This window comes from Calidifontibacillus oryziterrae (genome assembly GCF_000331575.1).
In the GTDB taxonomy this organism is placed as follows: domain Bacteria; phylum Bacillota; class Bacilli; order Bacillales; family Bacillaceae_J; genus Calidifontibacillus_A; species Calidifontibacillus_A oryziterrae.
In genome coordinates, this window is the sequence record NZ_ANOK01000006.1 from 155349 (window position 1) to 175417 (window position 20069).

The window sequence follows — 20069 nt, forward strand, 5'->3', positions numbered from 1 at the left end:
AATAATGTGGGATGCTGAATTGGATATTGTTATTGCAGGTGCAGGTGGTTGTGGGTTAATTGCTGCATTAGCAGCGGCTAAAGAGGGCTTAGAGGTTGGAGTATTTGAAAAGACAGAGTTTATATTGGGGAATACCGCAGCTAGTGCGGGCATGATTCCAGCAGCGGACACGAAATTGCAAAAAGAAGCTGGTATATATGAATCAGAAGAAGAAATGGCAGAGGATATTCAAATTAAGAATCATTATGAAAGTGATACTGAACTTACACTTGCTCTTTGTAAAGAATCTGGAAAACTAATTGATTGGATGGTTGACGATTTAAATATTGAACTATCACTTGTTAAAGAATTTAAATATCCAGGGCAACGCAATATTAGAATGCATGCACCACCGTCTCGTTCAGGATTGGAATTAATAAAAAACCTTAAACATAAAGTAGCAAATAAAGAGAATATTTACCTAGTAATGAAGACCGAAGTAACCGACCTAATTACAAATGGAGAAAATGAAATTATCGGTGTAGAAGTAACTTCATCTGATGGTAAACAACGGATTAAGGCTGAAAAGGTAATACTAGCTACAAATGGTTTTGGAGCAAATAAAGACCTTGTGAAGAAATACATACCAGAAATCGCGGATGCTCTTTACTTTGGATATGAAGCAAATACTGGTGATGCCATAAAAATGGGGTTAAAGGTAAATGCCTCATTGGCTTCTCTAAGTGGTTATCAAGGGCATTCAGCTGTTGCTGAGTCACATGGGATTCTTGTAACTTGGGGAACCATTATGATGGGCGGCTTTATGGTCAATTTGAATGGTAACCGCTTTGGAAATGAACCGCATGGCTATTCTGAATTTGCAGTGGAAGTATTAAAACAACCAAATAAAAATGGTTATATCATTTTTGATCAAGAAATTTTCGACCAATTAATTTCGATTGAAGATTTTAAAAAATTAGCCGAAATGAAAGCGTTTAAAAAGGCTGAGAGTATAGAAGATTTAGCTGAACAATTATCGGTAAATAAAAAAAATCTCAAAAAAACATTGGACCAATTTAACGATTCAGCAATTAGAGGTAGTGATGAATTTGGAAGAAAAGATTTTGCAAAAGTTCTAAAACCTACTTATTACGGCATAAAAGTGGCACCCGCCCTTTTTCATACTCAAGGTGGATTGAAGATTAATAAACATGCACAAGTATTAAATGAGAATTTAGAAGTTATTAAGAATTTATATGCCGGTGGTGGAGCTGCTGTTGGTGTTTCAGGCGATCACTCCTATGGTTACATGTCTGGAAATGGATTGCTAGCTGCTTTAGGTTTCGGGAAAATAGCAGGTGACCATGCCGCTGAATCAATCATTAATGAAAGGATGAAAAACTAATGGTTAGAGTTTGGGAGGACGCATTAACTGAAGTAGACCGTATTGTAATAGAAAAAGGAGGTTATGGGAAAAAGAGGGGATTAGGGAAAAAACCACTATTGGTAATTATTGATATTCAACATAACTATGTTGGTCAAGACTGTCCGATTGAAGACCAACTGGATGAATGGCCAAGTGGTGGTGGTAAAAATGCTTGGGAAGCAATTCGTAAGATTAAAATATTAAAAGAATTTGCAGACAAACATAACATTCCCACCCTTTATACACGCAATGTACAAAAGAAGACTATTAATTTTGATAGTTTTGCAGTTAAAACGCAACGTGATAATTCAAAGTATATTGATGGAAGACCAGAAACACAAATCGTTGACGAGCTCAAACCTAATGAAAATGACCTTGTAGTTGATAAAAGCTATGCAAGTGCATTTTACGGCACACCATTAATCAGTTACTTAATTAAAATGGGTGTTGATTCATTGATAATCGTAGGAGGATCAACAAGTGGATGTGTTAGAGCAACAGCAGTAGATGCAGTAACTCGTAACTTTAACGTGGCAGTTGTTGAAGACTGTGTTTACGACCGTATCGAACTTTCACATAAGGCAGGTTTACTGGACTTATGGATGAAATATTGCGATGTTGTACGATCAGATGAGATTCTTGAATATTTCATGAAATTCAATAATGAAGGAGTTGCTGAGATTGAAGGTTGATTTATTAATTAAAAACGGTTCTGTTGTATTTCCAAAGGTAGGAGTTAGGAAAGTACATATTGGTGTACAAAATGGGAAAATAGTCGGACTTTTTGATGCGATAGATCAAATACATGCGTCTGAAGTTATTGATGTCAGTGGCCTACACGTTTTTCCTGGTGTCATAGATGCCCATCAACATTTAGGTATTTATAACTCAATCGAAGAGGATTTCATTGATACAAAACAACATGCAGTTGGTGGGATTACAACCGTTGTAAATTATGATCGGCAGCCAGTTAGTTATTTAGAGTTTTTCCCAAAGGCTCAGGAAATAGGGGAAAAGTATAGTTATGTTGATTTTACCTATAGTTTAGGCATACTAACCGAGCAACATATCGATGAATTAGAAGAAACTGTAAAACGTTTCGGGTTGACATCATTTAAATTTTTTAGGAATTATGAACGCCAATTAAATGAAAAGTTCAAGATTGCAAATGGAATCAATTTATCCTCCTATGATTTGATGAGATTGCTGGAAAAATTCAACTCTATATCTCCTAAACTTCTATTAGCAATGCATTGCGAAAATATGGACATCAATCGTGGCTTAACTCAGAAGTTAAAAGCTGAAGGTGCAAATGATGGATTGAAATCTTGGTCTCTGACTAGTCCGGGATTTGCGGAAGCGGAGTCTTTATTAAGTACGTTATACATTAATCATATTGTTGGCGGCAATGTATTTATTGTGCATTTAACATCGGGTGCAAGTGTGGATGTTTTAGAAAAAATGCCTTGGCTCCTTGAAAAAGGGGTGAAAGTTGAAACTTGTCCACATTATCTAGCTTTAACTGAAGAATCCCCAGTAGGTTTAAAAGCCAAGGTTGGTCCACCTATACACGGTAAAATTGACTCAGACCGTTTGTGGGATGGAATAAAGAAGGGCCTTATCAATGCTATCGGTACCGACCATGTTCCGAATTCACTTTCTACAAAGTTTGGTAAAGGTGAAGGGGTGTTTGATGCTCAATTCGGATTCCCTAGTGCGGGTGCATTATTGCCTATGATGATCACAGAGGGTTACATTAAGCGTGGTATTCCGTTGGAACGGATAGCTGATATTACTTCTTATCAGGTTGCAGAATCATTTAATCTACCACAAAAAGGTAGAATTGAAGTGGGAGCAGATGCCGATTTTGCAATCGTTGATTTAAATAATAAGAAGACCATATCACCAAGTGTATTACATGCAAACTCAGATTATACGGTATTTGACGGTTTTGAAGCAAATGGCTGGCCTGTTTACACATTAAGTAGAGGGGAAGTAATTGTTAAAGACGGAGTACCAACAAAAGAAAGTGGAAGAGGAAAGTTTGTAACAAGAACCATTTAAAAATTGAGGGGGAAAGGGAATGAAGAAGTTATTATTTCTAGTAATGGCATTAATGGTTGTATTTGCGGCAGGTTGTGGAGGAACTAAGGAAACAGGCGGATCTAGCGGATCTAGTGGATCTGATAATGGAGTGTCAGTAGATGTTGTGAAAATTGGGGCTCTACATCCTTTGAGCGGTGGACTTGCTAGTGAAGGTCAAGAAATGCGTGATGCAGCACGTTTAGCTATTGAAGAAATAAATGAAGCAGGTGGAATTAAATCTCTTGGTGGCGCAAAAGTTGAATTAATTGAGGCGGACAGTGAAGGTATACCGGAAAAAGGAGTATCCGAAGTACAAAGACTAGACCGTGAAGGAGTGGTAGGCATCATTGGTACGTATTCAAGTGGAGTTGCCCTTCCAGCAACGCAGGAAGCAGAAAGAGCACAAATTCCATTCGTTGCTGATATTGCATCGGCAAATGAAATTACTGAACGTGGATTTAAATATACATTCAGAATACAGCCACCAGCATCAACGATGGCTACAAACTTTTTAAGCTATTTTGAATACTTAAATGGATTGGTAGATTCACCATTAAAAACAGTCGTTCTTGTTCATGAAGATTCAGTTTTTGGTACAAGTATTGCGGATTTAATTGAAAAAGAGGCAAAAGACCATGGAATTGAAATTCTTGCTAATATGCCACATGCAGCATCAACTGCAGATCTTTCATCAACTATCAACAAAATTAATTCTTTAAAGCCTGACGTTGTGGTTACAACTACCTATCTGCGTGATGGTACTTTATTAGTAAGTGGTCTTAAGGAATCAAATTATCAACCTAAAGCTATCATTGGTGTAGCAAATGGTGCATTTAGTAATGCAAAATTTATTAATGAGGATACAGCGATTAATCAGTATTTGATGGATGTAAATTACACCATTAACCCTCAAAGTGAACTAGCAAACAAAGTAAAAGAAGAGTTTAATACTAAATTTAACAGAAACCTAGGTCCAAATGCAGCTTATTCCTATACGGCTATTAAAGTATTAATGGATGCAATTGAGAGAGCAGGTTCAACAAATCGAGCAGATATTCAAAAAGCATTAACAGAAACAAATATGGCTGACCATATTTTACCTCAAGGACCAATCGTATTTGATGAAAAAGGTCAAAATATAAATGCACAAGCCGTTCTAAATCAAATCATTGATGCACAATCTATGGTCGTTTATCCGGAGGATTATAAAAATGCTGATCCAGTTTATCCGATAGCACAATAATTTGACAGGGGGGGGAACCATAAACTTATGTATTGGTTCCTCCTCTACTATAGCAACAGGGAGGAAAAGAGATGTCAATCCTTATCACACAATCCATAGTCGATGGCATCCTAATGGGCGGGATATATGGATTAGTAGCTATTGGTCTTACCTTAATATTTGGTGTAATGAAGATTATTAACTTCGCACAAGGTGCACTCCTGATGCTAGGGATGTATGTAACTTATTGGTCATTTACATTACTTGGAATCAATCCTTATTTATCAATACCACTTAGTGCGTTTGCTTTATTCTTCATTGGGGCAATTTTACAAAAAACTATTCTTAACAAGATGTTAGATGCACCAGAACATAATCAATTATTAGTTACTTTGGGTATTATGTTAATTATTGAAAACTTAGCACTTATATTATGGAGTCCAGACTTCCGAAGTGTAAAAATAGAAGGATTTCAACAAACAATTTCACTAGGCTCTATTGGAGTAAATACTCCTAAATTAATTGCATTCCTTTTTGCAATTATTCTTTCACTTGCTTTATTTTGGTTTTTAAAACATACAATGCTTGGTAAAGCAATTCGTGCAACCTCAATAAACCGACAAGGTGCATCTTTGTCGGGAATTAATACAAACAAAATCAATTATATTGCATTTGGCCTTGGGGCTGCACTTGCTGCTGTTGCGGGTTCATTAATTACTCCGTTTTTTTACACATCACCAACAGTAGGTGCCACGTTTATTCTTAAAGGATTTGTTGTTGTTGTACTTGGAGGACTTGGGAACTTCATAGGTGCTTTAGTAGGTGGATTATTAATTGGAATTTCTGAGGCAATGGGGGGAGCGTTCTTACCCGGAAGCCTAAAGGAATTAATGACCTATCTAATATTCATAATAGTCTTAATGTTTAGACCTAATGGTTTGTTTGGAGGGAAATCACGATGAAAAAATCTAATATTATCTTTTTATTGCTTATTTTAATCCTCGCTGCATTCCCTCTCGTAGTTAAAGATCAATATTTTATGCATATTGGGATTTTAATTTTATATACAGCACTTATAAGCCAAGCATGGAATATCTTAAGTGGCTTTTCAGGCCAATTTTCTTTTGGCCATGCTGCTTTCTTTGGAACAGGAGCATATGTATCGAGTATTCTACTTACTAAATTTGGTATAACCCCTTGGCTGGGCATGTTCGTCGGGGCCATCGTTGCCGCATTGATTGGTTTGTTTATCGGTTTTTTATCATTCCGTTATAAACTAAGAGGTGTTTTTTTCGCATTAGGAACTTTAGCTTTCGCGGAAATTTTAAGAATCATTGTACAGAATTTTGCTTTTTTTAATAAAACATTAGGAATTTTAATTCCTCTTAATCCCAATCCTTTGATGTTTCAATTTGGGTCCAGAGTAGGGTACTACTATACAATATTAATTTTCACTCTATTGGTTAGTTTACTTGTTCATTGGATAAGCCGTTCAAGATTAGGTTACAATCTGATTGCAATTCGTGAAAATGAAGATGCTGCACAGTCTCTTGGTGTAAACACCTATAAAAATAAAATGATAGCAATAGCCCTAAGTTCAGCTGTAACTGCAATTGGTGGTACTTTCTATGCTCAGTACATACTTTTTATCGAACCACCGACAACATTTGGTAATGATGTTTCCATAAATATTATTTTACCAACAATAATTGGCGGAGCAGGTACTGTATTAGGTCCCATAGTAGGTTCCTTTATTCTAATACCAATTGGTGAAATAACAACTGCCCTTTTTGGGAATTTTGTAGGTTTGAATTTGATGGCATACGGTGTCATATTAATTTTAGTTATTTTGTATCTGCCAGAAGGAATAGTGGGATGGTTCCAAAGTAGATTTAATAAGCACAAAGAAAAAAAGAAAGCTACAACTGAGACGCAACATTTCGGCGGGGGTGAAAAAGTTGGAACTTATAAAAATTAGCGGTTTAACCAAGCGATTTTCTGGTTTAGTTGCTGTAAACAAAGTAGATCTTAGTTTAAATAAAGGAGAAATTGTAGGCTTGGTAGGACCAAATGGTGCAGGAAAAACTACATTATTCCATTCTGTTTGCGGATTTCATAAACCAGAATCAGGTTCTGTGAAATTTAAAGATGAAGACATAATGGGCCAGAAGCCAGAATTGATTTGTAAAAAGGGGATAGCTAGGACTTTCCAAATCGTTCAGCCTTTTGGGAATTTAACAGTATTAGAAAATGTAATTGTAGGAGCATTCAATCGGGTAAAATCTTTTAAAACAGCAGAAGAAATGGCCATCGAACAATTAGAGTTTATTGGAATGTCTTCACAAGCTTATTCAAGAATGAAAGATTTAACCTTTCCTGAGCAAAAAAAAGTTGAGGTTGCACGAGCGCTTGCAACAAAACCAGAGGTATTATTTTTGGATGAAGTAATGTCTGGTTTAAATCCTTCAGAAGTAAATGAATTTATTGAACTCATTAAGCAGATCAGAGATAGTGGAATTTCAATATTTTTTATTGAACATCTAATGTCTGCTGTTATGGCCCTTTCAGACCGTTTAGCAGTCATGCATTTGGGTGAAAAAATTGCAGATGGAAATCCAAAAGAAGTAATGGAAAACCCATTTGTGGTTGAGGCTTATTTAGGAGGGGAGATTACATGTTAAAGGTTTCAAATCTAAACGCTGGATATGGAAATCTCCAAGTGCTAAGGAATGTCTCCTTTGAAGTCGAGGCAGGAGAATTAGTTAGTATTCTTGGTACAAACGGAGCCGGAAAAACAACATTGTTAAGGACACTATCTGGTCTAATATCTGCAACTAGTGGAGAAATCCTATTTCAAGGGACCCCAATTCAAAAATTGCGCCCTGAAGAAATTGTAAAAACAGGACTTATTCAAGTTCCGGAAGGACGAATGTTATTTACAGATATGACCGTTCGGGAAAATTTAGAGCTAGGAGCTTATACAAAGGAAGCACGTAAAAATCTTAAGAAAAGTATTGAATATTGTTTTGAACTTTTCCCAATTTTAAAAGAAAGACAAAAACAGATGGCCGGAAGTTTTAGTGGTGGACAACAACAAATGCTTGCTATTGGTAGGGCTCTAATGTCGGAACCGAAACTACTATTATTAGATGAACCCTCAACAGGTTTATCACCATTATTAACAAAACAAGTGTTTGATATTATCAAAGAAATAAAAGCGAAAGGTGTGACGGTGTTATTAGTTGAACAAAATGCTCACCAAGCATTATCAATGTCTAATCGTGGTTACGTTATCGAAAACGGGGAAATAGTAATGCAAGGAAGTACTGATGACTTAATAAATGATGAAAGACTGAAAGCAACATATTTAGGTATTGCAAATTAGGGAGAGTCAATTTAACTAATGGTAAATATAATAGTAGATTTTAATATGACTGTTTGAGAGGTTTGGAGTAGATGAAGTCCTTTGAAAAATTATTTAACATTCTATCTTTATTTTCTATGGACAGAACAAGCTTGTCTATTAGTGAAATTCAAGCGGAATTAGGTTATCCAAAGAGTACCGTTTTCCGAATGCTAGATACACTGGAAAGATTTGACTATATTGAGAGGAATCCTGACAATCACCGTTATTCTCTTGGTTTCAATTTCTTTCGATTGGGAAGTATCGTTCAAAATCAACTTGATTTCCGTAAGGTAGCATTGCCGATTATGAAAACTTTGGTAGAACAAACAAGTGAAACGGTGGAATTAAATATTATCGACGGACTAAGCAGGGTTTGTGTTGAAAAGGTTGATAGTCCACTCGATGTTAGAAACTTTGTCAGGATAGGTGAGCAGAAGCCACTTCACCTTGGTGCTTCTGGAAAAGTGTTATTAGCTTATCTTAATGAAGATCAAGTAAAAAGGATGCTTTGCCTGTTACAAAGTGAAAATAACAGTCTACAAGTTTCAGAATTAGCTGAAAAACTTAAAACTATTAAAGTCAATGGTTATTGTGTTACTAGAGGGGAGAGGGTACCGGGTAGCTTTGCTGTTGCGGCTCCAATTTTTGGACAAAATGGTGAATTATTAGCTAGTATCACGATAGCGGGGCCGATCCAACGACTAACAGTTAAACGGGAAAAAGAATTAATTGAAAAGTTAATTGAAAGTGCGAAATCAATCAGTAGTCACTTAGGTTGTTTTACCTATAACTAATTATCAGGAGGTAAATATGGAAAGCTTGGAGCATTTGTCCTTTTCATTATTGAATACTAAGTGGGCAGACTACAGTGAGGAAACAATTAAATCTGCTAAATTAGTTTTATTAGATACATTAGGGTCTATGATTGCCGGCATACATCAAAAGGAATCTTATCAATTGGCAAAACAATTAAATGATGTAGGTTCCTTTCGAATGCTTGGTACTGAGTTGAAGACAAACCTATACGATGCCGGCTTCGTTCATGGAATCGCAGCCGTAGGGACAGAAATGGATGAGGGAAATCAATTTAGTAAGGGTCATCCAGCCGCACATGTAGTGCCTGTGTTACTGACTCTTTATCAGCAATATGGCAAGACCGTATCAGGTGAAACATTTATGGATGTTTTAATAAAGGGATACGAGGCTTGTTCAAGATTCGGTAGAGCAACTACCCTTTTGCCTGATGCTCACGCTCATGGCACATGGGGTGTGATGGGTGCTGCTGCAACAGCTTTACTGATGGAGAATGTATCGCTTTCAGACTTTTGTGAAGGGGTGCAACTAAGCGCAACTTTTGCATTGCCAACGATGTGGACAGCTGCACTGAAAGGTAAGTTAATTCGCAATGTGTATGCTGGTCATGCTATTGAAATGGGAATTAGAACAGTTTCATTATTAAAATCAAACCATTTAGCACCAGAAAATAATATTTCACACGTTTTTGCTTCAGTAATTGGAACCAACTTCGATTATCAGGAGTTAATTCGTAAGGAAAATGAACCATGGGATATTGAACTAAATTATTTTAAGCCATATGCATTTTGCAGATATGCTCATGCACCAATTGATGCTTTTGTTAAGATCGTTGAGACATATAAGCTTAAACCAGAAGAAATTGAGCGGGTGAATGTATATACGTATTCACGGGCAGCAACTCTAGCAAATCAGAATTATAATAATATACTATCATGTAAATTTAGTATCCCGTATGCATTATCAGTATGGGCTTATAAAAATGTGGCTGATCAAACCGTTTTTTCAAATGAATATATCGAAGATCGACAAATAGAAGCATTTGCGAAAAGGGTTTTTGTGCATAATTCAGAAGAATTAGAAAGGGATTATCCAAAAACAATGCCTGCTGTCGTAGAGGTTTTAGATTGTAACGGGAATATTTATAAAGAGAGAATTGATATTGCAAAAGGTGGTCCTGGTAAGAATTTAACAGAACTAGAGATTATTAAAAAATTTATGAATCTGACAAATAATTATTATTCTGAAAATATTCAAAATGAAATTATAAATTTTATTTTAGAGATTGAACATAAAACGGATATAAGTAAACTATTTCAATTATGTACGACAGTTAAAGGAGATTCATAACAAATGGATTATTTACTAAATAACTTGGAATATAAGGATAAATATCGTTTATTAACCAATTGTATAGTTCCACGTCCAATTGCATGGGTGTCTTCAATTAGTAAAGATGGGATCTATAATGCAGCACCATTCAGTTATTTTACAGGTATATCAATTGAACCACCACTCGTGCTATTTGCCGTAGAAAGAAGAAATGGTGAAAAAAAGGATACGGTTATTAATATTGAAAACACTAAAGAGTTTGTTATTAATCTTGTAACAGAAAATAATATAGAACAGATGAATGAAACATCAAAGGATTTTGAATTTGGTGAAGATGAGATAAAAATGTCAGGATTAACAGCGGTGCCTTCTAAATATGTAAAGGTACCGTCAATATTAGAATCCCCACTTCATATGGAATGTAAATTGTACGATACTATGGAGATTGGCTCATCCCCACATAGCTTAGTAATTGGTGAGGTTATCGCCGTGACTGTTAATGATGAAATGATCAGTGACGGCAGAATTCAAATGAATGCACTTCAAGCGATTGGTAGGATGGGTGGAAAATGGTATACAAAAACTGACCATTTATTTGAACTGGAAAGACTAGATTGGAGAAAAAGTGAACTAAATGAATAACTTCTGAGAAAGGAGATTTTTTATATGAGTAATTCAAACAAAAGTTTTGGCCCATTAGCTGGAGTAAGAATACTAGACTTATCAACAATGATTGCAGCACCCTTTGGAGCAACTTTATTAGGGGATTTTGGTGCTGAGGTGATTAAGGTCGAGTTGCCCGGGAAAGGTGATTCCTTAAGGGGTATGGGACCTTTTCATGATCAAGAGCCGTTAAGATGGCCAGGTCTTGCTAGAAATAAAAAATCTTTAACTTTAGATTTGCATAAAGAAGAAGGAAAAGAAATACTGAGAAAATTAGTGGAAAAATCTGATATAGTAATAGAAAATTTCCGACCAGGAACATTGGAAAAGTGGGGTATTGGGTATGAAGATTTAAAAAAAGAAAACTCAAACTTAATTATGACGCGTGTAACTGGTTATGGTCAAACAGGCCCAAATTCTCCTAAAGCTGGTTTCGGTACACCAGCAACAGCGTATAGTGGATTCACATATTTACATGGATTTACGGACCGCCCGCCAATCAGTCCATCATTTTCATTAACAGATTATATAACAGGAATATATGTTGCTTTTGCATCAGTAGCTGCTTTGTATTATCGTGATACAAATGATGCGGGTACTGGGCAGTACATTGACATTGGCCTTTACGAGTCTGTATTTAGATTTATGGAATTTCTTGTAGCGGAATACGATCAAAATGGAACGATTAAAGAGCGTTCCCCAGGATTGAGCGGACATTCAAGTCCAGCTGGTACATTCCAGACGAAAGATGGGCATTGGGTCGTGCTTGTAACAAGCTCTGATCGGACGTTTGAGCGACTTGCTCAAGCTATGAATAGAGCGGATATGTTAACAGATGAAAGATTTCACACTAATTCTGTAAGACTACAGCACTTTGATTTGACAAATGGAATCGTAGCAGATTGGGTTAAGACTTTTAATCGTGATGAACTTCAAAAGTTATTAGACGACTTTGGTGTACCGATTAGCCCAATCTATAGTATAAAGGATATTTTTGAAGATGAACATTATAAACAACGAGAAAATATAATTGAGGTAGATCACCCTAGACTTGGAAAGATTAAAATGCCAGGAATTGTACCGAAATTTTCAGAAACTCCAGGTGCTGTCAAAAATATTGGACCGGATTTAGGCGAACATAATAATGAAATACTTGAGGAATTATTACAATATAGTAAAGAAGATATTGCAAAATTACGAGAAAATGAAGTTATATAAGGGGGGTTCGTCAATGGCTTTTCCGGAAAATGTAACAATTACAGAGGTTTGTCCTCGTGACGGATTTCAAAGTTTACCAGAGATTATTCCAACAGAAGATAAGATTGAAATTATTAATCAAATACTGGAATGTGGTTATAAGCAAATAGAAGTTACTTCGTTTGTTCATCCTAAAGCGATCCCACAACTAAAGGATGCAGGAGAAGTTTTGCAAGGAATTAGCCGCAAGAATGGTGTAAAATTACGCGCACTTGTCCCTAATTTACGCGGTTTAGAGAGAGCTATTGAAGCTAGGGTTGATAAGATTAAATTAATGCTATCGGCAACAGATTCCCATAGTATAAGTAACGCAAATCGAACGACCTTCGACGCCATGAAAGAATTTGAACCACTTATTGTACGGGCACAGGATTCAACAGTAGCAGTATCGGGTTCGATTTCAGTTATTTTTGGTTGTCCATATGAAGGGGATGTTCCTTTAGAAAGAATAACAGAGATTTGTAAAAGATATATTGATTTAGGTATTTATGATATTTCATTGGCTGATACAACTGGTATGGCTAACCCAGCAAAAGTAAAAAAGATAGTTGGTCGAATTAAAGAACATTTCCCAGAGATGAAATTATCAATGCATCTTCATAATACAAGAGGGATGGCATTTGCAAATGCAATAGCGGGGCTTGAAGAAGGGATTACTGATTTTGATAGTTCAATAGCGGGTTTGGGCGGTTGTCCTTATGCGCCAAATGCTAGTGGAAATATTGCGTCAGAAGATCTTATTCATGGTTTCGAAGAGATGGGAATAAATACTGGTATAGATCTTGATAAAGTTATTACGATTGGGAAATTACTACAAGAAAGATTTCCTCAATTTTCCGATAGTTTTATTTTGAAGGCAGGAAAATGTTCTGATCTTCATATTGCGCCGAAATCTCAAGAAAAGTTAGGTTAAATAGAAAAGATAGTTGGGTTTAACTAACTATCTTTTCTTCATTAAAATAAAAATATCTAGGTGTTTGAAATGACTTCGACTTATCATAATACTTTAAAAGGCTATTTAGTTCCATTCATTTCTTTAATTTATATGGTTGGTATGATGGGAACTAGACCGCTTATTCCTTTACTGGCTGTTGAATTAGGTGCGAATTCGATTAATGTAGGTTTTATTGTTGCTCTTTTTCCACTTTTACCATTCTTCACTGCAATAAAAGCAGGGATATTTATTGATAAAATTGGATATAAAAGACCGTTGATCGTTAGTATTATTTTCGGTTCGATAGCCCTGATTTTGCCTTTTTGGTTTGATAATCTACTATTTATTTATTTTTCACAAATAATTGCCGGATTTGCTCAATTAGTTTTTGTAGTTGCGGCACAAGCATACTCTGGTCGGAAGTCTAACCCCGAGGAACGGGAAAGAAATGTATTTACTTTTAGTTTAGGCGTCGCGATTGGGAGTTTTCTAGGACCTTTTATTGGTGGGATATGCTCAGACCAGAGTGGCTATCCAATCGCCTTTTTTATTTTAGGTTTCGTAAGTTTTTTATCCGTGTTTTTTGCATTTTTCCTAGAAGAAGATAAAAATAGTGGGAGTGGCGAAGAAAACAGTAAGATTCATTTCCTTCAAACGATGAAGCTATTAGAAGTAAAAAATTTAAGGTATTCAATATTATTAAGCATATTAATTTTACTAGGAAAAGATATGTATGTCGCTTTTTTTCCGCTGTTAGGAAAAGAATTCGGATTGTCAGACACCTATATTGGAACCATTATTGGACTCAATGCGGGTGCAGGGATTGTTGCTAGATGGTGTTTGCCTTCATTGGTTCATAGATTCTCAAAAAATACGATTGTTTTAATAACAACGTTCATGTCGGGTCTGTTTTTTTGTTTGCTTCCATTTTTCACGAAAGGCTTGGCCCTAGTTACGTTATCTATACTATTAGGATTAACGCTTGGAATAGGGCAGCCGATATCAGTGTTAACCACCATTTCCTCTCTGCCAAGTAAAAGAAGGGGTGAGGGTTTGGGGTTAAGGCTTTCATTAAACCGTTTTTTTCAAATGACTTCGCCTGTATTGTTAGGATTTTCAGCGCATTTGATCGGTATTTTTTCTGTCTTTATCATTGTGGGAGGAATCATCATTATGGGATCCACAAAAATAAAGATTGAAGAATAAGGATTCAAACTGAGACTAACAAGATCTAGTTAGCAAGAAATATAGATGGGAGAGTGTTGAAAATGACAAAGTTATCTTGGGTAGGTCATTCAACAGTGAAATTAGAAACGTGTAAAGGGCTTGTTGCAATGATTGATCCTTGGATCAAGGATAATCCGGTTAATCCTGATAAGGAATTACCTGAAAAAGTAGATCTTATATTGATTACCCATGATCATTTTGATCATACCGGTGATACCATTGAACTATCAAAACGTACTGGTGCCAAAGTGATTGCACAGCCTGAAACCATTGTAAAATTGGTTAACAATGGGTTGCCTCAGGAAAATGGAATTAAATTAAACATTGGTGGCACTTTTTTTGCGGATAATTTTCAAGCAATAATGGTGCAAGCTTTCCACACTTCTGATACCGGTGTTGCAGCGGGCTATATTATTAAAATTGATGGTAAGACTATTTACCATTTAGGGGATACAGGAATATTCGGTGATTTAAAATTATTTGGTGAACTATATAGTATTGATTATGCGCTTATACCAATTGGTGGTCATTTTACTATGGATTATAAGCATGGAAGTATTGCAGCTACTATGTTAGGTGCAAAAAATGTGATTCCTATTCATTATAAAACCTTTCCTTTACTACTTCGAAATGCAGACTGTTTTGTGGAAGAGGTAAAAGCATTGAATATTGACATGAACGTAATCGTTTTAGAGCCGGGAGAAACCATTACTATATAAAAGAGGGGATGTGTTGTTCGAGTGATAAATGAAAAAGATCTTTATTTTATTAAGATGGCTGAAGAGGTAGCAAAACATTCTACTTGTAATCTAGTTAATGTTGGTTGTGTCATTGTGAAGGAAGGAACCGTTATTTCTACAGGAGTAAATGCGGCTGTAAAAGGGTATAAGCCCTGTGAAGAAGTAGGGCATGTTCTAAGTGAAGACGGACGATGCATGAGGCAAATCCATGCCGAAACAAACGCAATTATGAATGGAACGAAAGAGGAGCTAGTTGGAGCAACTGCATATGTAACCCTTGAGCCTTGTGATAATTGTACAAAACTCTTAAACCAAAGTGGAATTAAGAAGGTTATTTTCAAGAAGAGATTTCCAAATCCCTACAATAACTTTTTTGTTGAGCCGATGGAATGGATTTGTTTGGATGTTTTAGATAAGTAAAATGTTTATTTGCAAGTAATTATAGAATAACAGTCAATAAAATCCGATTTTAGTTAAAAGATGAGAAATAAAGGAAAAGGTTGAAGTGCTAAGTAGAAGAAGTTTTAGTTAAACCAAATAAAAAGCCTAAACCCTTTGATACCAATGGATTTAGGCTCCTTAATAAGTATGGTCTGTACTGGATTCGAACCAGTGACACCTTGCCTGTCAAGCAAGTACTCTCCCACTGAGCTAACAGACCATAATATACTTAATGTTGATATTATATTTGAATATCGAGCGATAGTCAATAATGTGAACCATTGCCGCACACCACTACCAATGTTTTAACTAAAACACGAAGTTGCCAATAATTTATGACCTAGTCTAGAACACCCGTGACTTTAGTCATGAGAGATTCAGATTACAGTATTTTTGACAGTTTATGAAACAGGCTGCCCATTGGGCAGTCTGTTTCAGAATACCTTTACCTTTGTAGAAAATACCTTTTTTTCGGCTTTGGTGGGTAAAAAACGATTGAGGGCCTAGTTAATCGAATATCTGGGAAGCCGTTAATAGTTGAACAAGCTTCCTCGTCATAGAAGTCTTCTAAATCGACAATGTTTAATGCTTTTGTTGAGCACGATTCAACACAGGCTGGAAGTAAGCCTTGATCTTGACGAGGATAGCACATTTGACATTTACTTACTTTTTGAGTTTCAAAATCATATTGTGGTGCGCCATAAGGACATGCACTTACACATACCATACATCCAGTACACAGATTTGAATCGATCAGAACGATTCCATCTGAGCGTTTCGTAAATGCTCTCACAGGGCAAACACGGAAGCATTCCGGGCTGTTGCAATGATTGCAGGAGTTGGATAGATATAAGTCCTTTGAAAGATTGGAGACCCTGCGCCATCTGACAACATCACTTGTTTGATTTTCATTTTTACATGCTATTTCGCATGCCATACAGCCAATACAAATATCGGAGTTAAAAACGAATCCCATTTGAACTGCCATTTTTTCACCTGATTTCAGTTAAATTTTTTCATAAAGTACTAATAATCGTTTCGGTAACGTGTGCTTTCAATACTATTCTTTTAGTTTTTAATGGCAACATAAGTATCATAGAAGTTAATGCTAGATTCTTCGTCAGAATCTTTTGTCGTATCTCCAATTAATTGATTAATTCCTTTTTCACCGGCTTGATTGACAACAATTATTTCTTGGGGAAGATCAGCATTTATAACAGCTTTTGCCTCGATTGAACCGTAGTCGTTAAAAACAGTAACCATTGTTTCATCATGGATTCCTAAGTTTTCGGCAACGATATCATTAATTTCAATGACAGTTATTTCTCGCTCGGGGTGGAGCCATGATAATGTCGCGAATTGTGAATGAATTTTTAATAATGACTGTGGTGACAGTAGTCTAAAAGGATATACTGCACCTTCATTTGTTTGGTCATCATATAAATTAGCTTTATTTATTGGTTTAATAAAATGAAATTCCTTACTTTTTCTTTTATCATAATCATCAATTCTTGGATGAGGACTCGATACTAAATCCTCGTAACTATCTAGTGAATAAAGCTGCTTTATATGGGGCGTTAACTCAGCTTTGATCCAATCTATCGGTTCAAGTTCATAATGGAAATCCGAAAAACCCGGGGAAAGCTCATTAAGTTTTTTCGTTAGTTCTCTAGCAATCTGTAAATCACTCTTTGCTTCAAAAAAAGGGTCGATCGCTTTTTGGTTAATTGAGATCCAATGATGCCAATAGCCAACATGAAGATCTTCTTCCTCAAAAAGACTGGCGGCGGGTAATACAATGTCAGAGTGCTTCGTAGTTTCATTCATAAACAAATCAACGGTTACGATCAATTCCAAACTATTAAATAGTTCCTTCCAAGCTTGGATATTTTGATCCTGTGATAACGGACTCCGGGAAGCTATCCATAATAGTTTCAAAGGTGGATCATTTAATGCCTTTGCTTGTGCTGCAAAATCTATATGACTAACAGAGCGAGACTTTTTCACAAAACAGTGTTCTTTCTCTGGATGGTTTAATAACGTTAATGGAAAGTGGCTTATATCTGCATGAGTGTAATACGTACCGCTATATTGTTCACAAAAATGCCCAGACATTGCACTTAGAGATAGTATTGCCTGAATGCCTATTTCACCGTTTTTATTTCGTTGTACGCCTAAACCGCTCCAAGTTACCCCGGGTTTAATTGTTGAGAATAAAGAAGCAAGCTCCTTCATGACTTCGAACTGAACTCCAGTCACATGACAAATGTCAGGGAAATTGACCTCATTTATTAAATAATGTTTAAATTCAGCCCAACCTTGTGAATTTGTTTCGACATACTCCTTTTCATAACACTCTTTCTCGATCATAATTTTTGCGATGCCGTAAGCTAATAATGCATCTGTTCCAGGTTTATTTTGAATATATATATCTGCCTTAGCGGCTGTTTCAGAAAAAATCGGATCGATGACAACAACGGTCGCACCATTTTGTTTCGCTTGAAATATATATTTCATTTGCTGGACATTTGTAGCGGCAGGATTTGCGCCCCAAATCACAATTAATTTTGCCTGTGCCATTTTTTCAGGTATCGGACTAATCACGTCGCCAATCGTTTTTTTCAACGCTGCTCCACCGGATGAGGAGCAGAGATCACCAACAGGTTTTGTATGTGGTCCAATACTATTAAACATGCCCTCGACAGCATAATGAAGGAGCCCGATATTTCCAGAAAACTTATTGTAGCCACTAGCCAAGTTAGAGCCGTACCGGCTATATAACTCAATCATTTTTTCGGCAATAATTGAATATGCTTCATCCCAAGAAATTCTTTGCCAATTACCAGATCCTCGTGGTGTTTGGATAATTGGATATTTTAAGCGGGAAGAATTATACACATATTGTGTGTAAGCATAGCCCTTTGGGCATAAGCGGCCTTGTGTAAAGCCGTGCTTCGGGTCACCTGTTACTTTTATCAATTTTCCGTTCTCAACATAGGAAATAATACTACACGTACCATAGCAGTTACGGGGGCATGTATTTCGAAAAAGCTCCAAAATATCCTCCCCTTTCGATTACAATTTGTGAAGCTGTTTTATTTTTAAAGAAGCAACAATATTTAACCTTGTATAAAAGTCATCTAATTTTTGCTCCAAAATTTCTTCGATTTTGTTCAAACGGTATCTTAATGTATTTCGATGCAAAAATAATGCTTCGGAGGTTTTTTTGAGATCAAATTGGTGTTGTGCGAAATTTTCCAATGTATGCATAAAATCGCCACCATTTTGCTCGTCATATTGCAGCAATTTCCCTAATACATGATCATAAAATTCCTTTAAATCTTGAAGATCGTGCTTATAAAGCACACGCTCTAAGCCTAAATCACTAAAAAATGGAATCGGAATATTTAAAAGCAATCCTAATTCGTATGCAACCTTAGCTTCTTGATAGCTTCTAAAAAGTTCTTCAGGATTTTCGTAGATCTTACCAATGCCGCAGGTTACACGATTAGCCAAATTTGTTTTTGTTGTTTGCTTTAGCATAGTAGAAACAAGTTGGATTGTTTTTTGTTTATCTTGGAGTTCTGTTACTTCAGTTGCGGGCAAAATAGCAATAATTTCATTTCGCTTCATTAAAGTGATCGGTTTGATATTTCGCTCGAATAACATCGTTTCGATCACATATAAAAGGGTATTGATTAATGGTTTATCAGTCGAATAATATTCGTAATCAATAATCGAAAACACGACAACTAGGTGGGGTTGTGATAGCTCCCAACCCCATATTTCTCCGTATGGAATAATATCTATTTTCTTTTTGAAATTTCCATAAAGTAAGTCAAATAAGAAAGCCTCCTTCAATTTGAGTCTTTCTTGTCTAATCGCCTTCTCTTTTCGCACATGACAGGAACACAACAAAGCTGCATATTTCAAGAGTGAATGGTATATTTCGAAACCTTCAGTAGTCTTTTCGCCTAGGAGTACAAATAAATATCCACTTTCCTGGTTGTCAGTAGTAATGATCGTACCTATCGCTTCCTTTTTTTCATTTAAATAGGAAACAGTACATGTAAAGTAGTGATCGTCACGATTTTGTGTTACTGCTTCACTGCGGTTCATTTCAATCGTTTTTCTATCACTATGAGACAGTGAATCAGAAATAATTTTATATAATGGGTCAGTAATAATTACTGGAACAGATAAAAGATGAGATAGTTTGCTTGTTATTCCATCTAATCCATCATTGGATGCCTCGAGTAGATCTTGAATATAGTCAGGAATTATAAAACTGTCACGCATATTCTCATACCTTTCGAGTTAATCAACGTTGTTATGTTGTTATCTTGCTATATTAATATCATAAAGGTGCTTACTTAAAAGGGCAATGAAAGTCACAGGATTGTAAAAACTCTATAAATTTTGTCATGAGGTACAAAAAGTAACCTCTTTTTTTGTGCTTGCTGGCCGTACCCGACCATTTCAACCAAAACTATAATGAAAGTAAGCTAGAAAATGTGAATGAATTCACAATATCTAAAGAAGTG

Annotated in this window: 19 protein-coding genes and 1 tRNA gene; 16 read left to right on the plus strand and 4 right to left on the minus strand. The window is 36.0% G+C overall.

Going from position 1 to position 20069, the window contains the following annotated elements; translation table 11 throughout:
* The first annotated feature begins 4 nt into the window (after positions 1 to 4).
* From D612_RS17995 to D612_RS0106590, 16 genes are all read left to right on the plus strand, one after another.
* Positions 5 to 1384, plus strand: a complete 1380-nt coding sequence (locus D612_RS17995) for an FAD-dependent oxidoreductase (protein ID WP_017754689.1) — start codon at positions 5 to 7, stop codon at positions 1382 to 1384.
* Positions 1384 to 2097 carry an isochorismatase family protein gene (locus D612_RS18000; RefSeq protein WP_017754690.1) on the plus strand — a complete coding sequence of 238 codons (714 nt, stop codon included), beginning with the start codon at positions 1384 to 1386 and terminating at the stop codon, positions 2095 to 2097. The genes D612_RS17995 and D612_RS18000 overlap by 1 nt, the downstream gene beginning before the upstream one ends.
* On the plus strand, positions 2087 to 3469 hold the full coding sequence (locus D612_RS0106525; RefSeq protein ID WP_017754691.1) for a dihydroorotase: 1383 nt from the start codon (positions 2087 to 2089) through the stop codon (positions 3467 to 3469). Before D612_RS18000 ends, D612_RS0106525 begins: the two co-directional genes overlap by 11 nt.
* Before the next feature lie 19 nt (positions 3470 to 3488).
* Positions 3489 to 4733, plus strand: a complete 1245-nt coding sequence (locus D612_RS0106530) for an ABC transporter substrate-binding protein (protein WP_017754692.1) — start codon at positions 3489 to 3491, stop codon at positions 4731 to 4733.
* A gap of 71 nt (positions 4734 to 4804) precedes the next feature.
* On the plus strand, positions 4805 to 5674 hold the full coding sequence (locus D612_RS0106535; protein WP_017754693.1) for a branched-chain amino acid ABC transporter permease: 870 nt from the start codon (positions 4805 to 4807) through the stop codon (positions 5672 to 5674).
* Positions 5671 to 6690: a branched-chain amino acid ABC transporter permease gene (locus D612_RS18005; RefSeq protein ID WP_017754694.1), complete on the plus strand. Its 1020-nt coding sequence runs from the start codon at positions 5671 to 5673 to the stop codon at positions 6688 to 6690. The genes D612_RS0106535 and D612_RS18005 overlap by 4 nt, the downstream gene beginning before the upstream one ends.
* Positions 6662 to 7393 (plus strand): ABC transporter ATP-binding protein, encoded by a 732-nt coding sequence (locus D612_RS0106545; RefSeq protein ID WP_407637452.1) that lies wholly within the window; start codon positions 6662 to 6664, stop codon positions 7391 to 7393. The genes D612_RS18005 and D612_RS0106545 overlap by 29 nt, the downstream gene beginning before the upstream one ends.
* Positions 7387 to 8097: an ABC transporter ATP-binding protein gene (locus D612_RS0106550; RefSeq protein WP_017754696.1), complete on the plus strand. Its 711-nt coding sequence runs from the start codon at positions 7387 to 7389 to the stop codon at positions 8095 to 8097. Before D612_RS0106545 ends, D612_RS0106550 begins: the two co-directional genes overlap by 7 nt.
* Positions 8098 to 8168: 71 nt before the next feature.
* Positions 8169 to 8912 (plus strand): IclR family transcriptional regulator, encoded by a 744-nt coding sequence (locus D612_RS0106555; RefSeq protein ID WP_017754697.1) that lies wholly within the window; start codon positions 8169 to 8171, stop codon positions 8910 to 8912.
* Between the two features lie 16 nt (positions 8913 to 8928).
* Positions 8929 to 10281 (plus strand): MmgE/PrpD family protein, encoded by a 1353-nt coding sequence (locus D612_RS0106560; protein WP_017754698.1) that lies wholly within the window; start codon positions 8929 to 8931, stop codon positions 10279 to 10281.
* Between the two features lie 3 nt (positions 10282 to 10284).
* The gene (locus tag D612_RS0106565; RefSeq protein WP_017754699.1) at positions 10285 to 10905 is read left to right on the plus strand and encodes a flavin reductase family protein; all 621 of its coding nucleotides are present in this window, start codon (positions 10285 to 10287) and stop codon (positions 10903 to 10905) included.
* 24 nt (positions 10906 to 10929) lie between these two features.
* Positions 10930 to 12144, plus strand: coding sequence for a CaiB/BaiF CoA transferase family protein (locus D612_RS0106570; RefSeq protein WP_017754700.1), 1215 nt, complete (start codon positions 10930 to 10932; stop codon positions 12142 to 12144).
* A 13-nt stretch (positions 12145 to 12157) separates the two neighbouring features.
* On the plus strand, positions 12158 to 13096 hold the full coding sequence (locus tag D612_RS0106575) for a hydroxymethylglutaryl-CoA lyase (RefSeq protein WP_017754701.1): 939 nt from the start codon (positions 12158 to 12160) through the stop codon (positions 13094 to 13096).
* 69 nt (positions 13097 to 13165) lie between these two features.
* Positions 13166 to 14323, plus strand: a complete 1158-nt coding sequence (locus tag D612_RS0106580; RefSeq protein ID WP_017754702.1) for an MFS transporter — start codon at positions 13166 to 13168, stop codon at positions 14321 to 14323.
* Positions 14324 to 14385: 62 nt separating this feature from the next.
* A complete protein-coding gene (locus tag D612_RS0106585) occupies positions 14386 to 15063 on the plus strand; it encodes a metal-dependent hydrolase (RefSeq protein WP_017754703.1) in 678 nt (225 codons plus the stop codon).
* Between the two features lie 21 nt (positions 15064 to 15084).
* Entirely contained in the window at positions 15085 to 15504 is a 420-nt protein-coding gene (locus tag D612_RS0106590; RefSeq protein ID WP_017754704.1) for a deoxycytidylate deaminase, read from the plus strand.
* A gap of 169 nt (positions 15505 to 15673) precedes the next feature.
* On the opposite strand, the gene D612_RS0106595 is transcribed toward D612_RS0106590, so the two are convergent.
* From D612_RS0106595 to D612_RS0106610, 4 genes are all read right to left on the minus strand, one after another.
* Positions 15674 to 15745: transfer RNA gene (locus D612_RS0106595), tRNA-Val, on the minus strand.
* 225 nt (positions 15746 to 15970) lie between these two features.
* Entirely contained in the window at positions 15971 to 16513 is a 543-nt protein-coding gene (locus tag D612_RS0106600) for a 4Fe-4S dicluster domain-containing protein (protein WP_026092420.1), read from the minus strand.
* A gap of 80 nt (positions 16514 to 16593) precedes the next feature.
* Positions 16594 to 18582, minus strand: a complete 1989-nt coding sequence (locus D612_RS0106605; protein WP_017754706.1) for a molybdopterin-dependent oxidoreductase — start codon at positions 18580 to 18582, stop codon at positions 16594 to 16596.
* Between the two features lie 18 nt (positions 18583 to 18600).
* Positions 18601 to 19824 carry a PucR family transcriptional regulator gene (locus D612_RS0106610; RefSeq protein WP_017754707.1) on the minus strand — a complete coding sequence of 408 codons (1224 nt, stop codon included), beginning with the start codon at positions 19822 to 19824 and terminating at the stop codon, positions 18601 to 18603.
* Between the last annotated feature and the right edge of the window lie 245 nt (positions 19825 to 20069).

Coding starts and splice junctions, on each gene's coding strand:
- D612_RS17995 (WP_017754689.1), top strand. CDS start 5: ATGTGGGATGCTGAATTGGATATTGTTATTGCAGGTGCAGGTGGTTGT.
- D612_RS18000 (WP_017754690.1), top strand. CDS start 1,384: ATGGTTAGAGTTTGGGAGGACGCATTAACTGAAGTAGACCGTATTGTA.
- D612_RS0106530 (WP_017754692.1), top strand. CDS start 3,489: ATGAAGAAGTTATTATTTCTAGTAATGGCATTAATGGTTGTATTTGCG.
- D612_RS0106535 (WP_017754693.1), top strand. CDS start 4,805: ATGTCAATCCTTATCACACAATCCATAGTCGATGGCATCCTAATGGGC.
- D612_RS18005 (WP_017754694.1), top strand. CDS start 5,671: ATGAAAAAATCTAATATTATCTTTTTATTGCTTATTTTAATCCTCGCT.
- D612_RS0106550 (WP_017754696.1), top strand. CDS start 7,387: ATGTTAAAGGTTTCAAATCTAAACGCTGGATATGGAAATCTCCAAGTG.
- D612_RS0106555 (WP_017754697.1), top strand. CDS start 8,169: ATGAAGTCCTTTGAAAAATTATTTAACATTCTATCTTTATTTTCTATG.
- D612_RS0106560 (WP_017754698.1), top strand. CDS start 8,929: ATGGAAAGCTTGGAGCATTTGTCCTTTTCATTATTGAATACTAAGTGG.
- D612_RS0106565 (WP_017754699.1), top strand. CDS start 10,285: ATGGATTATTTACTAAATAACTTGGAATATAAGGATAAATATCGTTTA.
- D612_RS0106570 (WP_017754700.1), top strand. CDS start 10,930: ATGAGTAATTCAAACAAAAGTTTTGGCCCATTAGCTGGAGTAAGAATA.
- D612_RS0106575 (WP_017754701.1), top strand. CDS start 12,158: ATGGCTTTTCCGGAAAATGTAACAATTACAGAGGTTTGTCCTCGTGAC.
- D612_RS0106580 (WP_017754702.1), top strand. CDS start 13,166: ATGACTTCGACTTATCATAATACTTTAAAAGGCTATTTAGTTCCATTC.
- D612_RS0106585 (WP_017754703.1), top strand. CDS start 14,386: ATGACAAAGTTATCTTGGGTAGGTCATTCAACAGTGAAATTAGAAACG.
- D612_RS0106600 (WP_026092420.1), bottom strand. CDS start 16,513: ATGGCAGTTCAAATGGGATTCGTTTTTAACTCCGATATTTGTATTGGC.
- D612_RS0106610 (WP_017754707.1), bottom strand. CDS start 19,824: ATGCGTGACAGTTTTATAATTCCTGACTATATTCAAGATCTACTCGAG.